Source organism: Pseudomonas sp. A34-9 (assembly GCF_029543085.1).
GTDB lineage: Bacteria > Pseudomonadota > Gammaproteobacteria > Pseudomonadales > Pseudomonadaceae > Aquipseudomonas.
Window position 1 is genome coordinate 2,194,552 of sequence record NZ_CP119967.1, and the last position, 16,087, is coordinate 2,210,638.

Below are 16,087 nucleotides of genomic sequence, written 5' to 3' on the forward strand. Positions count from 1 at the left end.
AACGCCTGTCAGAACATAGAGTTGGCGCCACGTTTTAAAGCGGTTTGCACAATGTAAACCCCTTATTTTTCAGCATTTTTTATAGAGGCACGGGATTACATGGAAATCGGTCTGCGCGAGTGGCTGATCGTCATCGGCATCATTGTGATAGCCGGTATTCTTTTCGATGGCTGGCGCCGTATGCGCGGCGGCAAGGGAAAACTGAAATTCCGTCTTGACCGAAGTCTGTCCAACCTGCCGGACGAGGACACCAGCGCCGAGCTGTTGGGCCCGGCCCGTGTTCTGGACAACCATAAAGAACCACAGCTGGACGAACACGATCTGCCGTCGGTGAGCATGCCGGCCCGCGAAGCACGCGAGCCTCGCGAATCCGGTTCGAAACGTGGCAAACGTGGCAGCAACGGTCCGGCGCAGGGTGACCTGAACCTCAACCTCGATCTGGATGACGGCCCGAGCTTCAGCAGCCGTGACGACGACTTCGTAGAAGACACCAAGCCGTCGCCGGCCGTGGTCGACAAGGATCAGCCGCAAGCTGAAGAAGTATTGGTCATCAGCGTGATCTGCCGTGATGCCGCTGGCTTCAAAGGCCCGGCGCTGTTGCAGAACATTCTCGAAAGCGGTCTGCGTTTCGGTGAGATGGATATCTTCCATCGCCACGAAAGCATGGCCGGCAACGGTGAAGTGCTGTTCTCCATGGCCAATGCGGTCAAGCCGGGTATCTTTGATCTGGACGACATCGACCATTTCAGCACCCCGGCGGTGAGCTTCTTCCTCGGCCTGCCAGGCCCGCGTCATCCGAAGCAAGCCTTCGACGTGATGGTGGCGGCAGCCCGCAAGCTGTCGCAGGAACTGAACGGCGAACTGAAAGATGACCAGCGCAGCGTGCTGACCGCGCAGACCATCGAGCACTACCGTCAGCGCATCGTCGAATTCGAACGCCGCGCCTTGACCCAGAAGCGCTAAAGGCCAAGATCAAAAGATCGCAGCCTTCGGCAGCTCCTACAGAGGAACGCGATCCCTGTAGGAGCTGTCGAGTGCAACGAGGCTGCGATCTTTAAATGATGAAACTGGAGCAGCCTCGGCTGCTCTTTTGCTTTATGAGAGAACACCCATGACCGCCGCCAAAAACCGCATACTCGAGCTGCGTGCTGAACTCGATCAGCACAACTACCGTTACCACGTCCTCGACGAGCCGAGCATTCCGGACGCCGAGTACGACCGGTTGTTCCACGAGCTCAAGGCGCTGGAAGCGGCCAACCCGGAACTGATCACCAGCGATTCGCCGACCCAGCGCGTCGGCAGCGTGGCGCTGACCGCGTTCACTCAGGTGCGTCACGAAGTGCCGATGCTCAGCCTCGGCAACGCCTTCGAAGAAAGCGACATGCGCGAGTTCGATCGCCGCGTCACCGAAGGTCTGGATCTGCCGGCGGGCGATCTGTTCGGCGGCGGTGCGGCGGTGGAATACAGCTGCGAGCCGAAACTCGATGGCCTGGCGGTCAGCCTGCTGTATCAGGACGGCGTGCTGGTGCGCGGCGCCACGCGCGGCGACGGCACCACTGGCGAAGACATCAGCGTCAACGTACGCACCGTGCGCAACATCCCGCTGAAGCTGCACGGCGAGGGCTGGCCGGCGACGCTGGAAGTACGCGGTGAAGTGTTCATGTCCAAGGCCGGTTTCGAGCGGCTCAACGCCTCGCAACTGGAAGTCGGCGGCAAGACCTTCGCCAACCCGCGCAACGCCGCGGCCGGCAGCTTGCGTCAGCTCGATTCGAAGATCACCGCTAACCGTCCACTGGAATTCTGCTGCTACGGCATCGGCCAGGTCTCCCACGATATTGCCGACACGCACATCGGCAACCTCAAGCAGTTGCAGAAGTGGGGCATGCCGATCAGTCATGAACTGAAGCTGGCCAAGGGCATTGGCGAATGCCTCGATTACTACCGCGACATCGGCGCGCGCCGTAATTCGCTGGCCTATGAAATCGACGGCGTGGTGTTCAAGGTCAACAGCATTGCCGATCAGCGCGAGCTGGGCTTTCGCGCCCGCGAACCACGCTGGGCGATCGCGCATAAATTTCCGGCGATGGAAGAACTCACCGAGCTGCTCGACGTCGAGTTTCAAGTCGGTCGTACCGGCGCTGTCACTCCGGTCGCTCGTTTGAAACCGGTCAAGGTTGCCGGTGTCACCGTGGCCAACGCCACGCTGCACAATATGGATGAAGTCGCGCGTCTGGGCCTGATGATCGGCGACACCGTGATAATCCGTCGCGCCGGTGATGTGATTCCGCAGGTGGTGCAGGTGGTTCTGGAACGTCGCCCGGAAAACGCACGGCCGGTGGCGATTCCCGAGAGCTGCCCGGTCTGCGGTTCGCACGTCGAGCGCACGCAACTGATCAAGCGCAGCAAGGGCAAGGAAACCGTCAGCGAAGGCGCGGTGTATCGCTGCGTCGGGCGACTGGCCTGTGGTGCGCAACTCAAGCAGGCGATCATCCACTTCGTCTCGCGCCGGGCGATGGATATCGAAGGCCTTGGCGACAAGAGTGTCGAGCAACTGGTCGACGAAGGTCTGGTCAGCTCGCCGGCCGATCTGTATGCATTGAAGTTCGAAGACATCGTCGATCTGGAAGGTTTCGCCGAAGTCTCCAGCAACAAGCTGCTGGCGGCGATTGAAGACAGCAAGAAGCCGGGGCTGGCGCGCTTCATCTATGCGCTGGGCATTCCCGATGTCGGCGAGGAGACCGCCAAGGTGCTGGCGCGCTCGCTGGGCTCGCTTGCGCGCGTGCAGCAGGCGCTGCCGCAAGTACTGACCTACCTGCCGGATGTGGGGCTGGAAGTGGCGCACGAGATTCACAGCTTCTTCGAAGATGCGCATAACCAGCAGGTGATTACCGAATTGCTCGGTCATGGTTTGCAGATTCAGGATCAGGGTGAGCTGGGCGCCGAATTCGCGGCCAGCACCACGTTGGGTGGCTTGCTCGACAAGCTGCACATTCCTTCGGTCGGCCCCGGTGGCGCGCAGAAACTCGCAGACAAGTTTGGCTCGCTGGAAGCGGTGATGGATGCTGACTGGCTGGATATGCGTCAGGCATTGCCGGAGAAGCAGGCCAATTCGGTTCGCGAGTTTTTTGCGTTGCCTGAGCATCGGCAGCTGGCTGAGGCAGCCGAACAGCAATTGCGCGATTTCGGCATGCACTGGCAAAGCGAGAAGAAAGTCGTCGAAGGCCTGCCGCTGTCCGGCGAGACCTGGGTGCTGACCGGCAAGGTCGAGTTAATGAGCCGTGATGTCGCCAAGGAACACTTGGAAAGCCTTGGCGCCAAGGTTGCCGGTTCCGTGTCGGCGAAGACTCACTGCGTGGTCGCAGGCCCCGGCGCCGGTTCCAAGCTGACCAAGGCCAATGAACTGGGCGTGAAGGTGATGGATGAAGAGGCGTTTATCGCCTTCCTGAAAGGACATGGGATCAGCGCTTAACAGATCGTTCCCACGCTCCGCGTGGTAACGCATCCCGTGACGCTCTGCGTCACAGCGGACGCGGAGCGTCCGGGGCGGCATTCCCACGCAGAGCGTGGGAACGATCTATGCGCGGCAATGATCTAGTCTTGGCAAGCCCCAGGGAGAGATCGCCATGCACCGCTTTTTCGAGCAGCTCAGTTCCCGCATCATCGCGCCGTTCATGGGCGAATCCTCACGCAACAGCAAGGTCTGGCCGTGCCGCTGCGGCCAGTCGCTGTTCTTTCGCAACAGCCAGTGCCTGGCCTGTAACGCCTTGCTCGGTTATCAACCGGAAGAAAGTCGCCTGACTTCGCTGCAACCGGGGCCATACGAAGGCACCTGGACGCTCGACGCCGATCCCGACGCCGGACTGTTCCGTCGTTGCGCCAACCTCGACACGCCTGCCGCGTGCAACTGGCTGCTGCCGGCCAACGACCACGACAGCCTGTGCATTGCTTGCAGCCTCAACCGGACCATCCCCGATCTGTCCGATCCGGACAACCCAGAGCGCTGGCGCAAAGTTGAAATCGCCAAGCGGCGACTGGTCGCGCAGCTGATCACCCTCGGCCTGCCCGTCATTCCGAAAACCGTGAATGAAAACACCGGGCTGGCTTTCGATTTCATCGGCGTCGACCTTGAAGGCAACGCACCGATGACCGGCCACGCCAACGGCCTGATCACCCTCGACATCAAAGAAGCCGACGACGCCCACCGCGAGCAGGTGAGGGCGGCGATGCATGAACCCTATCGCACACTGCTCGGGCATTTTCGCCATGAGGTCGGCCATTACTACTGGGATCGCCTGATCGCCAACGGCCCATGGCTTGATTCATTCCGCAGCCTGTTCGGCGACGAACGCGCCAGTTACGCCGAGGCGCTTGATCGCCATTATCAACAAGGCGCACCGCTGGACTGGCCGCAACACTATGTCAGCGCCTACGCGACCATGCACCCTTGGGAGGACTGGGCAGAAACCTGGGCGCATTACCTGCACATGATGGACGCCGTGGACACAGCGCTGGGCTTTGGCATGAGCGCACGGGAAATGGATTTCGACTACCAGCCGTTTCCGACCAGCACCTTGTATGACCCCGAGCACCCCGGCGGCGAGGCGTTCCTGTCGTTCGTCAACGCGTGGATCGAACTGGCCGGCATGCTCAATGAGCTGTCACGGAGCATGGGCCAGCCGGATTTCTACCCGTTCGTGTTGCCGGCACCGGCGATTGCCAAGCTGCACTTCATTCATCTGGTGATCCAGCAGGCCGGTGGCAAGGCGGATGAGGTACTGGCCCTGTAGCGGCAAAAGATCGCAGCCTTCGGCAGCTCCTACATGGATCCGCGCTCTCCTGTAGGAACTGCCGCAGGCTGCGATCTTTATGTCCTTGAAGCTATTCATATTTTTAATCTGCAACCAACGGTTGTAACTTCATCTCAGATAGGTACAATGGCGCGGCTCGCCGACAGGCAAGCGTCGTTATGGTGACCCCATCGGTCCCCCCGCAACGATTACCCGTGAACCTGGTCAGAGCCGGAAGGCAGCAGCCACAGCGGGAACATTGTGTGCCGGGGTGTGGCTGGTGGGGTTACCACCTTAACGAACAATCGAACGCTTCAAACAGAACTGCATGGGTTTCGCCCACTGCGGTTTTTTTGTGCCTGTCAATCTTCCGCTTCATTCTTTGCTGTTGCCAGGAGGCCACTCATGTCATTTCCAAAACTCTTCCTCTGCCTGTTGGCATCGACGCTGCTCGCAGCCTGCGCCACGCCGCTGACGCCCGAGCAGCAGAAGGCTCAGGATGCGCAAACCGCGGCGGCCCGCGACTACTTTTCGCGCAAGGTCGAACTCACCGATGACGGTGGCGACTCGGCGGGTTACACCACGCTGGAACTGAAGAACTCCACCGAGGGTTACATTCTGGCCTACTACGGCGCGGATAAGATGACCCCGCTCTACACCGAAGAAGTCACCAAGTGCGTAGGCACGACGGGCGCCTTTCCGTCGCTCGATTGCGAGCTCTACGACGGTGTTCATCGTTGGGCCGGTTTTTCTTACACCGTGGCGTCTGAAGATACCGTCGTAAAGGATCCCCGACTGATTCCGATGCAAAGCCGGATCAATGTCAAAAAAGGCGATCTGATCGTGATGACGCGCCACTCGCCGCAACACTGGCGATTTGCCGGGCGCTTTGTGCAACCGTAAGGGTTCAGCCAAACGCGCTGTTGGCTCGCAAAAAAAACCACCTGTACAGGTGGTTTTTTATTTTGTCTTTGCCGTGCTCTCGGCATCCGGCTCGAGGCGTCCGGTATACAAGCGGATAATCTCATCAATCTCCCCCGACATTTTCATCCGCAACAACGTGCGCAAAATCCGCTGCACCGGCACTTTTGGGTCATTGCGCACATAGCAACCGACCTTTTGCTCCTGTAACACGGCGACACCTTGCAGTTGCTGCTCAGGCATCAATCGCTGGTTAAACCAATCCAGCGTCCACTGATTGCTCACCGCATAGCGATAGCGCCCGGCCAGCAATTTCTCCAACACCTGCTCCTGATTACGCGCATCTTCGCGTTGCAACCGATCAGCGTCGAACAACGGTTGCAGAGTCGGGTAGGTGTAGCCCAGCACGGTGCCGATGGATTGGCGGGGCAGGTGAGCGGGATCGGCGCTGGCCGCTTGATCCTTGCGGCTGATCAGCAGGTCACGTTGAAACAGCAACGGAAGACTCCAGATGTAATCCCCCGACTGATTCGGCAGCCACGACTGCGCGGCATAGCAGCGCACGTCGATCTCGCCGTGTTCCATGGCGCCCTGGACCCGGGCACGCGGCAGAACGTGAAACTCGGCCGGTACCCCCACCTGCGTGGCCAGGCTGAGCATCACATCGTAAAGGATGCCCTGGGTCGGGCGGCCGCGTTCGAATTGCACCATCGGCATGGCCCAGCTGTCGGGCATGGCGAAGCGCAACGGGGTTTCCGCTGCCGTCACGTTCAGGCTGATTCCCAGCAACGCCCCCACGGCCCACCGCATAAACGCTCCGGTAATTCCCGATCCCGAGCCGATAAAAGCCTCTGCTGATGCAGCTTAGCCATATTAGACGAGGACACCGGATGCAATTTTGCCCTTGCTCCGCTAGCATTAGCCGCTTCAGCTTCCTTCGTTGCGACGGTTTTCGATGAGTTATCAGGTTCTTGCACGTAAATGGCGTCCGCGCTCGTTCCGCGAAATGGTCGGCCAGACCCATGTGCTCAAGGCTCTGATCAATGCCTTGGACAGCCAGCGGCTGCACCACGCGTACCTGTTCACCGGTACGCGCGGGGTGGGTAAAACCACGATTGCGCGGATCATTGCCAAATGCCTGAACTGTGAAACAGGTATCACTTCCAGCCCGTGCGGCGAGTGCTCGGTGTGCCGGGAAATCGACGAGGGCCGATTCGTCGACCTGATCGAGATCGACGCCGCGAGCCGCACCAAGGTCGAAGACACCCGCGAACTGCTCGACAACGTGCAGTACGCGCCGAGCCGTGGGCGCTTCAAGGTCTATCTGATCGACGAAGTGCACATGCTCTCCAGCCATTCCTTCAATGCGCTGCTGAAAACCCTCGAAGAACCGCCGCCGTACGTCAAGTTCATCCTGGCGACCACCGACCCGCAGAAACTTCCGGCAACGATTTTGTCGCGCTGCCTGCAGTTCTCGCTGAAGAACATGACGCCTGAGCGTGTGGTCGAGCATTTGACCCACGTTCTCACTGCCGAAAACGTGCCGTTCGAAGACGATGCCCTGTGGCTGCTCGGTCGCGCTGCTGATGGTTCGATGCGTGATGCCATGAGCCTGACCGATCAGGCGATCGCTTTCGGTGAAGGCAAGGTGCTGGCCACCGACGTGCGGGCGATGCTCGGCACGCTGGATCACGGTCAGGTCTACGACGTCCTGCATTCATTGATCGAAGGCGACGCCAAGGCGTTGCTCGAAGCCGTGCGTCATCTGGCCGAGCAAGGCCCGGACTGGAATGGCGTGCTCTCGGAAATTCTCAATGTGCTGCACCGCGTGGCCATCGCTCAGGCGTTGCCGGAAGGTGTCGACAACGGCCATGGCGACCGCGATCGCGTGCTGGCACTGGCGCAAGCCTTGCCGGCCGAAGACGTGCAGTTCTATTACCAGATGGGCTTGATCGGTCGCCGCGATTTGCCGCTGGCACCGGATCCACGCGGCGGTTTCGAAATGGTCCTGCTGCGGATGCTGGCCTTCCGGCCCGCGGATACGGCGGACGCCCCGAGGCAGCCGCTAAAGCCAGTGGGGATCAGCCAGGCCACAGTTGATTCCGCAAACTCCGTGGCTGCCGCGCCCAAACCTGCGCCGGTAGTCGCTGCGGCTGTTGTGCCGATACTAACACCAGCGCCAACTCCTGTGGTTGCGCCGGCACCGGTTGCCGAGCCTGTGGTCGCGGCTGAGCCGCAACCTGCGCCAGAACCAGTACCAGTACCAGTACCTGAGCCAGTTGCCGTCGAAGCAGTGGTCGACCTGCCGTGGAACGATCCGGTGGAACCTGAGCCCGAGCCCGCGCAGCAACCTGCCGTCGAGCCCGTGCTGGAAACCACCGCCGAGCAACCCGAGTTGCCGCCGATGCCGCTGCCGACCCCGGACAGCGTCGTCCCGGAGGCGCCTGAGTGGGCTGCCGCACCGATTCCCGAGCCGTCGGTTGCCGACGTCGATGCCGCCACACCGGGCATGGATCTGGACGACGAGCCGCCGCTGGACGAGGATTACATCGAGCCGGACATGGATTCGGCTTACAGCTACCTCGACGAACTGGCCAGTGAGCACGCCGCCGAGCCTGCCCCGGAACCCGAGCCGGAACCGGCTGCGGCACCAGCCACAGGTCTGGCGCTGCAATGGCTGGAGCTGTTCCCGAAACTGCCGATCTCCGGCATGACCGGCAGCATTGCCGCCAACTGCACGCTGATTGCGGTCGATGGCGATCATTGGCTGATGCACCTCGATCCGGCGCACAGCGCGCTGTTCAACGCTACGCAACAGCGGCGTCTGAACGATGCGTTGAATCAGTTCCACGGCCGCACGCTGGGCCTGACCATCGAACTGATCAAGCCCGAGCAGGAAACCCCGGCCCAGGCCGCGTCCCGTCGGCGTGCCAACCGTCAGCGCGAGGCGGAGGAGTCGATTCACGGCGATCCGTTCATCCAGCAGATGGTTCAGCAGTTCGGCGCGGTGGTGCGACACGATACTATTGAACCTGTCGATGCCTTGGTCGCCCAAGGCTAATAACTGAAGGTGCTCGGCTAATCTTCGCCGGGCGCTGTTTTGATCCAAGTACTTTTGAGGTGATTCCCATGATGAAAGGTGGCATGGCCGGCCTGATGAAGCAGGCGCAGCAGATGCAGGAAAAGATGGCCAAGATGCAGGAAGAACTGGCCAACGCCGAAGTCACCGGTAAGGCCGGCGGCGATATGGTCACCGTGGTGATGACCGGTCGTCACGACGTGAAGAGCGTCAGCATCGACCCTAGCCTGGTTGAAGGCATGAGCGAAGACGACAAAGAGATGCTGGAGGCGGTGATCGCTTCCGCCGTCAATGACGCTGTGCGCAAGATCGAAAAGAACAGCCAGGATAAAATGGGCAACATGACCGCCGGCATGAACCTGCCAGCCGGTATGAAACTGCCATTCTGATTCGCCAATCGGCGGCAGATGAGCTACACAAAATGCCAGGCATCGCGCCTGGCATTTTTGTTTCTGCCTGATCGTTGACTGATCGTTCCCACGCTCTGCGTGGGAATGCAGCCCGGGACGCTCCGCGTCCCAAGTCCAGAGCCGAACGCTAAGCGCCCGTTGAGGCATTCCCACGCAGAGCATGGGAACGATCAATTCCCGTCACCTGAATAAACATCGAACGCGCAAAAGCCTCAACGGTCTGCTCCCTATACCCGCTGAATTCACACTTCACAGGAGACGCTGACATGTCCGACCCTCTCACGCTCAACCAACGTTTCGTCCTCGCCTCACGCCCGGTCGGAGCGCCGACCCCGGAAAACTTCCGTCTCGAACGCGAAGCGCTGCCGGATCTTGCGGACGGTGAGGTGCTGCTGAAAACCCTCTACCTGTCGCTGGACCCCTACATGCGCGGACGCATGAGTGACGCGCCGTCCTACGCCGCGCCGGTGCAAATCGGTGAAGTGATGACCGGCGGCGCAGTCAGCCGTGTTGAGGACTCGCGTCATCCGAAGTTTCACAAAGGCGATCTGGTGGTTGGGGCCACCGGTTGGCAGAGCCACAGCATCAGCGACGGCCGCAACATCATCCCGATCCCTGCCGGGCTGCCGAGCCCGTCGATGGCGCTGGGTGTGTTGGGCATGCCGGGCATGACCGCGTACATGGGTTTGATGGACATCGGTCAACCTAAGGAAGGCGAAACGCTAGTTGTAGCCGCTGCATCCGGAGCGGTGGGCTCGGTGGTCGGCCAGGTGGCCAAGATCAAAGGCCTGCGCACTGTCGGTGTGGCCGGCGGGGCGGAGAAGTGCAAGTACGTGGTCGAAGAACTGGGTTTTGACGCCTGCATCGATCACAAGGCTGCGGATTTCGCTGAACAGTTGGCCAAGGCTTGCCCCAATGGCATCGACATCTACTACGAGAACGTCGGCGGTCATGTGTTCGATGCCGTGATGCCGTTGCTCAACCCCAAGGCGCGGATTCCGCTGTGTGGCCTGATCGCCGGTTACAACGCCTCCGAAGCACCGCAAGGCCCGGATCGCCTGCCGCTGCTGCAACGCACACTGTTGACCAAGCGTGTGCGTATTCAGGGCTTTATCGTGTTCGACGACTACGGCGATCGTCAGCCGGAATTCATCAGCCACATGGTGCCGTGGGTGCGCGACGGCAAGGTGAAATTCCGCGAGGACGTGGTCGAAGGCCTGGAGCAGGCGCCCGAAGCTTTCATCGGTCTGCTGGAGGGGCGCAATTTCGGCAAACTGGTGGTGCGGGTTGCGCAGGACTGAGTATTTGACGCTGGCCAGAGGCGCGGGTATAAACCGCGTCTCGTTGTTTTGTCGGACTTTTTACCCATGAGCTTCAGCCCTTTGATTCGCCAACTGATCGACGCGCTGCGCACCTTGCCGGGCGTGGGTCAGAAAACCGCTCAGCGCATGGCGTTGCAGATGCTCGAGCGTGACCGCAGCGGTGGCTTGCGTCTGGCCCAGGCCCTGAGCCAGGCCATGGAGGGGGTCGGCCACTGCCGCCAGTGCCGCACGCTGACCGAAGACGATTTGTGCCCGCAATGCGCCGATACACGCCGTGACGACACGTTGCTCTGCGTGGTGGAAGGACCGATGGACGTGTATGCGGTCGAGCAGACCGGCTTCCGTGGCCGCTATTTCGTGCTCAAGGGGCATTTGTCGCCGCTCGATGGTCTGGGGCCTGAGGCGATCGGTATTCCGCAGTTGATGACGCGCATCGAAGAGGCCGGCACGTTTACCGAAGTCATCCTTGCGACCAACCCGACCGTGGAAGGTGAGGCGACGGCGCATTACATCGCGCAGCTGCTGAGCAACAAAGGCCTGATCGCTTCGCGGATTGCCCACGGCGTGCCGTTGGGTGGCGAGCTGGAGCTGGTCGATGGTGGCACGCTGGCGCATTCGTTTGCCGGGCGTAAACCGATTTCTCTCTGATAAAAATCAAAAGATCGCAGCCTTCGGCAGCTCCTACAGGGAAACGCGTATTTCCAATGTAGGAGCTGCCGAAGGCTGCGATCTTTTGATCTTCTGCATCTTGTAAACCAAGCAAGCGCTCGGTTAAGTTCGGCGAACCCTTCCGTGGAGCTCGCCCATGCCTGCCTTTCAGGAATACTTCGACCCCAGCCACCAAATGGTCCGCGACAGCGTCAGACGCTTCGTCGAGCGCGAGATCCTGCCCGACATTGACCAGTGGGAAGAAGCCGAGAGCTTCCCCCGTGAGCTGTACCTGAAGGCCGGCGCGGCCGGCATTCTCGGCATCGGTTACCCCGAAGCGCTGGGTGGCAGCCATGAAGGCGATCTGTTCGCCAAGGTTGCCGCCAGTGAGGAGTTGATGCGCTGCGGCTCTGGCGGCCTGGTCGCGGGGCTGGGGTCGCTGGATATCGGTCTGCCACCGATCGTCAAATGGGCGCGCCCCGAAGTGCGTGATCGCGTTGTGCCGCAAGTGCTCAGCGGCGAAAGGATCAGCGCCCTGGCGGTCACCGAACCCGGCGGCGGCTCCGACGTCGCCAACCTGCAAACCCGTGCCGTGCGCGACGGCGATGTGTATCGCGTCAGCGGCAGCAAAACCTTTATTACCAGTGGCGTGCGCGCCGATTACTACACCGTCGCGGTGCGCACCGGTGCGCCGGGTTTCGCCGGCATCAGTCTGTTGTTGATCGAAAAGGGCACGCCGGGCTTCACCGTTGGCCGTCAGTTGAAAAAAATGGGCTGGTGGGCGTCGGACACCGCTGAATTGTTCTTCGACGATTGCCGGGTGCCTGTGGGCAATCTGATCGGCGCCGAGAACATGGGCTTCGCCTGCATCATGGGCAACTTTCAGAGCGAGCGGCTGGCGTTGGCATTGATGGCCAACATGACCGCGCAGCTTGCACTGGAAGAAAGCCTGAAATGGGCACGCGAGCGCCAAGCGTTCGGCAAGCCGATCGGCAAGTTTCAGGTGATCAAGCATCGTCTCGCCGAGATGGCCACGGCGCTGGAGGTCTCGCGGGAGTTCACTTACCGGCAAGCGGCGAAAATGGCGGCGGGGCAGAGTGTGATCAAGGAGATTTCCATGGCGAAGAACTTTGCCACGGACACCTCGGACCGGATCACCACGGAGGCGGTGCAGATTCTCGGCGGCCTGGGTTACATGCGCGAGAGTCTGGTGGAGCGGCTGTATCGGGATAACCGCATCTTGTCGATTGGCGGCGGGACGCGGGAGGTGATGAACGAGATCATCAGCAAGCAGATGGGGCTTTAAAGTCAAAAGATCGCAGCCTTCGGCAGCTCCTACAGGGAAACGCACATCCCAATGTAGGAGCTGCCGAAGGCTGCGATCTCTTGATCTTGATTATTTATCAGTCAACGCAAACTGCGTCAGGCAGAACGTCGGGATGCCCATGTCCTCAAGACGCTGCGACCCACCCAATTCCGGCAAATCAATAATCGCTGCCGCCTCATGCACCCGCGCGCCCATGCGGCGAATCAGATTGGCCGCCGCAATCAGCGTGCCGCCCGTGGCGATCAAGTCATCGAACATCACCACCGAATCGCCTTCGCACAGGCTGTCGGCGTGCACTTCCAGAAACGCTTCGCCGTACTCGGTCGCGTAACCTTCGGCCAGCACGTCTGCCGGCAATTTACCTTGCTTGCGGAACAGCACCAGCGGCTTGTTCAACTGATAGGCCAGCACCGAGCCGATCAGGAAACCGCGCGCATCCATTGCGCCGATATGGGTGAAATCGGCTTCCACATAGCGGTGGGCGAAACTGTCCATCACCAAGCGCAGCGCCGTTGGCGATTGAAACAGCGGGGTGATGTCGCGAAAGATCACGCCCGGTTTCGGGAAGTCGATCACTGGGCGGATAAGCGATTTGATGTCGAAGGAGTCGAAGACCATCGTCGAGGTGTCCTGGCAGGGCTGCAAACGGCGCAGTATACCCGCGGCTGAAACGCTTCGCTCAACCGCGGATCGAGATCAGCCTTCGATCGAGCCACCGGCCAGCGCGCAGAGCTGGATCGGGTCGAGGATATGAATCTCCTTGCCTTCGGCGGCGATCAGTTCGTTCTGCTGGAAACGGGTGAACACCCGGGACACGGTTTCTACCGCCAGACCGAGGTAGTTGCCGATTTCATTGCGCGACATGCTCAGGCGGAACTGATTGGCGGAAAAACCGCGAGCGCGGAAGCGTGCCGAGAGGTTGACCAGAAACGTGGCGATGCGCTCGTCGGCGGTTTTCTTCGACAGCAGCAACATCATTTGCTGGTCATCGCGGATTTCCCGGCTCATCACGCGCATCAACTGGCGGCGCAGCTGCGGCAGTTGCAGGGCCAGCTCATCGAGGCGTTCAAAAGGGATTTCGCAGACCGAGGTGGTTTCCAGTGCCTGGGCGGAGACCGGGTGTTTCTCGGTGTCCATGCCAGACAGGCCGACCAGTTCGCTCGGCAGGTGGAAACCGGTGAGCTGTTCTTCGCCGCTGTCGCTCAGGCTGAAGGTCTTCAGGGCGCCGGAGCGTACTGCATAAACGGAATCGAACGTGTCGCCCTGGCGGAACAGGAACTCGCCCTTTTTCAACGGGCGGCCGCGTTTAACGATTTCGTCCAGCGCATCCATGTCTTCCAGATTCAGAGAAAGTGGCAGGCAGAGAGGGGCCAGGCTGCAATCCTTGCAATGGGCCTGGTTGTGAGCGCGCAGTTTAACTGGCTCGGACATTTCTTAAATCCTTGTGGGAAAACACACATAAGCCGTAAGGGTAACCCACGGGAGGACATTCAGGCCAGTCTGAGGCGACTTTGCCCTACAGCCATAAAGCCGCAGGGCCGGCAGCCGATAAACAGGTATCAACATGCATACAAGGAACGATTCGATGACCGCTATTGGCACGCTGGGCCCCGGTAGCAGCGATGTTGCGGCCGTGCCGGAAGCGTTTAAAACTGCGTCGGGCAATGCCCGCGAACCAGGTTCGAGCGAAGAGGCAACCCCGACCTTGGTCGAGGGCGTCAAAGTGTCGCTGTCCGGTGCATCGATCGAAAAGTCCGCCGGTGTCGGTGGCAAAAACAGTGACATCGACGACAGCGGGCTGCCTGAGAACATCCAGCAATTGCTGAAAATGATCCGCAAGCTGCAAAAGCAGATTGCCGAGAAAAAGGCGCTCATCGAAGCGGTCATGGCCGACAAACGCCTTTCCATTGAAGAAAAGATCAATAAGGTCGCTGCTCTGCGCGGCGCCATTGCCGCATTGAATACGGGTCTGATCACCGCCAACCTGGCCTTGTCCAAAGTGGTGGGGCAGTCGGGCCTGACGGCGGATCAGAATATGAAAGTCGGTTCGCTGCTGATGAAAAACTAAATCACCCGCGAAAAACGCTGGCGGTTCTGCTGTTCCAGATACGCATCGAACACCATGCACACCGATCGCACCAGCAAACGTCCCGCCGGCAACACTTCAATCCGCTCGCGACCGAGTTCGATCAAACCATCGCTGGCCATGCCTTGCAGCTGCGGCCACAGTGCGCCGAAGTAACCCTGAAAGTCGATGTTGAACTGCTGCTCGATCGCGGCAAATTCCAGGCTGAAATTGCAGATCAGTTGCTGAATCACCGCACGCCGCAGACGATCATCGGCGTTGCACACCAAGCCCCGGCTGGTCGCGAGTTGCGCGGCGGCGAGGGTGTTCTGGTACGCGTTGAGGTCGCTGCTGTTCTGGCAGTACAGGTCACCGATCTGGCTGATGGCCGACACGCCCAGGCCGATCAAGTCGCAATGACCGTGCGTGGTGTAACCCTGGAAGTTGCGTTGAAGAGTTTCCTCTTCCTGGGCAATGGCCAGCTCATCATCAGGCAAAGCGAAGTGATCCATGCCGATGTAGCGATAGCCGGCGGCGGTGAGCTGTTCGATGGTGCGCTCGAGCATTTCCAGCTTCTGCGCAGGCGCCGGCAACTCATTGCCATTGATCCGCCGCTGCGGCATGAAGCGCTCCGGCAGGTGCGCATAGTTGAACACCGAGAGCCTGTCCGGTTGCAGGCTGATGACTTCCTCGACGGTGCGGGCGAAGTTTTCCGGGGTCTGCTTGGGCAAGCCGTAAATCAAGTCGATATTGATCGAGCGAAATTGCAGGGTGCGCGCGGCATCGATCACCGCGCGGGTTTCCTCCAGACTTTGCAGGCGATTGACCGCGCGCTGCACCGCCGGATCGAGGTCTTGCAGGCCGATGCTGACCCGGTTGAAGCCGAGTTCGCGCAGCAGGCCCATGGTCGACCAGTCGGCTTCGCGCGGGTCGATCTCGATACCGTAGTCGCCGGAATCGTCCTCCAGCAGATTGAAATGCTTGCGCAGGTGCGCCATCAGCTGACGCAGTTCGTCATGGCTGAGAAAGGTCGGGGTGCCGCCGCCAAAGTGCAGTTGCTCGACTTTCTGTGCCGGATCGAGGTGGCAGGCGATCAACTGGATTTCCTGCTCCAGGCGCTGCAAGTACGGCAGCGCGCGGCCGCGATCCTTGGTGATGACCTTGTTGCAGGCGCAGTAGTAGCAGATGTTCGCGCAGAACGGCACATGCACATACAGCGACAACGGCCGCAGGGATTTGCGGCTGTCGCGCAGGGCATGGAACAGGTCGAAAGTGCCGACCTGACTGTGAAATTGCACAGCGGTCGGATAAGAGGTGTAGCGCGGCCCCGCCAGGTCGTAGCGGCGGATCAAATCGGTGTCCCAACGAATGGCGTCGAGCATGCGGGCATTCCCCCGGATAGGCTGGCAGTGTGAGCGAGTCTATCGGGGTGCGGCCATGGGGCTGTTGATTTGCATCAACAGCATAAGATCAAAAGATCGCAGCCTGCGGCAGCTCCTACAGGGGATCGCATTTCGATGTAGGAGCT

At 60.4% G+C, this 16,087-nt stretch carries 14 protein-coding genes and 1 other RNA gene; 11 read left to right on the forward strand and 4 right to left on the reverse strand.

The features are described 5' to 3' along the window. Positions 1-99 precede the first annotated feature (99 nt). The 5 genes from zipA (at position 100) to P3G59_RS09835 (ending at position 5,690) form a co-directional block, all read left to right on the forward strand. Positions 100-963, forward strand: a complete 864-nt coding sequence (gene zipA / locus P3G59_RS09815; RefSeq protein WP_201148233.1) for a cell division protein ZipA — start codon at positions 100-102, stop codon at positions 961-963. 148 nt (positions 964-1,111) lie between these two features. Beyond that, positions 1,112-3,469 (forward strand): NAD-dependent DNA ligase LigA, encoded by a 2,358-nt coding sequence (ligA, locus tag P3G59_RS09820; protein WP_277761367.1) that lies wholly within the window; start codon positions 1,112-1,114, stop codon positions 3,467-3,469. A 154-nt stretch (positions 3,470-3,623) separates the two neighbouring features. Further along, entirely contained in the window at positions 3,624-4,787 is a 1,164-nt protein-coding gene (locus P3G59_RS09825) for a putative zinc-binding metallopeptidase (RefSeq protein WP_277761368.1), read from the forward strand. Positions 4,788-4,976: 189 nt separating this feature from the next. Next, positions 4,977-5,073, forward strand: an RNA gene (ffs, locus tag P3G59_RS09830) — signal recognition particle sRNA small type. Between the two features lie 119 nt (positions 5,074-5,192). After that, positions 5,193-5,690 carry a hypothetical protein gene (locus P3G59_RS09835; protein ID WP_277761369.1) on the forward strand — a complete coding sequence of 166 codons (498 nt, stop codon included), beginning with the start codon at positions 5,193-5,195 and terminating at the stop codon, positions 5,688-5,690. Between the two features lie 57 nt (positions 5,691-5,747). On the opposite strand, the gene P3G59_RS09840 is transcribed toward P3G59_RS09835, so the two are convergent. Next, positions 5,748-6,518 carry a transporter substrate-binding domain-containing protein gene (locus P3G59_RS09840; RefSeq protein WP_277761370.1) on the reverse strand — a complete coding sequence of 257 codons (771 nt, stop codon included), beginning with the start codon at positions 6,516-6,518 and terminating at the stop codon, positions 5,748-5,750. 145 nt (positions 6,519-6,663) lie between these two features. On the opposite strand from P3G59_RS09840, the gene dnaX reads away from it, so the two are divergent. From dnaX to P3G59_RS09865, 5 genes are all read left to right on the forward strand, one after another. Next, the gene (gene dnaX / locus P3G59_RS09845; protein WP_277761371.1) at positions 6,664-8,769 is read left to right on the forward strand and encodes a DNA polymerase III subunit gamma/tau; all 2,106 of its coding nucleotides are present in this window, start codon (positions 6,664-6,666) and stop codon (positions 8,767-8,769) included. Between the two features lie 68 nt (positions 8,770-8,837). Further along, positions 8,838-9,176 carry a YbaB/EbfC family nucleoid-associated protein gene (locus tag P3G59_RS09850; RefSeq protein WP_016984747.1) on the forward strand — a complete coding sequence of 113 codons (339 nt, stop codon included), beginning with the start codon at positions 8,838-8,840 and terminating at the stop codon, positions 9,174-9,176. A 287-nt stretch (positions 9,177-9,463) separates the two neighbouring features. Continuing rightward, complete coding sequence (locus P3G59_RS09855) at positions 9,464-10,498, forward strand: NADP-dependent oxidoreductase (RefSeq protein ID WP_277761372.1); 1,035 nt, start codon at positions 9,464-9,466, stop codon at positions 10,496-10,498. 66 nt (positions 10,499-10,564) lie between these two features. Beyond that, on the forward strand, positions 10,565-11,167 hold the full coding sequence (gene recR, locus P3G59_RS09860; protein ID WP_007918335.1) for a recombination mediator RecR: 603 nt from the start codon (positions 10,565-10,567) through the stop codon (positions 11,165-11,167). A 157-nt stretch (positions 11,168-11,324) separates the two neighbouring features. Beyond that, positions 11,325-12,473, forward strand: a complete 1,149-nt coding sequence (locus P3G59_RS09865) for an acyl-CoA dehydrogenase family protein (protein WP_277761373.1) — start codon at positions 11,325-11,327, stop codon at positions 12,471-12,473. A gap of 90 nt (positions 12,474-12,563) precedes the next feature. Here P3G59_RS09865 and P3G59_RS09870 read toward each other — a convergent pair whose 3' ends face one another. Both P3G59_RS09870 and fnr read right to left on the reverse strand, forming a co-directional pair. Further along, positions 12,564-13,112 (reverse strand): adenine phosphoribosyltransferase, encoded by a 549-nt coding sequence (locus P3G59_RS09870; RefSeq protein WP_027921719.1) that lies wholly within the window; start codon positions 13,110-13,112, stop codon positions 12,564-12,566. A 78-nt stretch (positions 13,113-13,190) separates the two neighbouring features. Continuing rightward, a complete protein-coding gene (gene fnr / locus P3G59_RS09875) occupies positions 13,191-13,925 on the reverse strand; it encodes a fumarate/nitrate reduction transcriptional regulator Fnr (RefSeq protein ID WP_007918332.1) in 735 nt (244 codons plus the stop codon). A gap of 154 nt (positions 13,926-14,079) precedes the next feature. On the opposite strand from fnr, the gene P3G59_RS09880 reads away from it, so the two are divergent. Further along, a complete protein-coding gene (locus P3G59_RS09880; protein ID WP_277761374.1) occupies positions 14,080-14,562 on the forward strand; it encodes a hypothetical protein in 483 nt (160 codons plus the stop codon). On the opposite strand, the gene hemN is transcribed toward P3G59_RS09880, so the two are convergent. Further along, entirely contained in the window at positions 14,559-15,941 is a 1,383-nt protein-coding gene (gene hemN, locus P3G59_RS09885) for an oxygen-independent coproporphyrinogen III oxidase (RefSeq protein ID WP_277761375.1), read from the reverse strand. The two genes, P3G59_RS09880 and hemN, sit on opposite strands and share 4 nt — an antisense overlap. Positions 15,942-16,087: the final 146 nt, after the last annotated feature.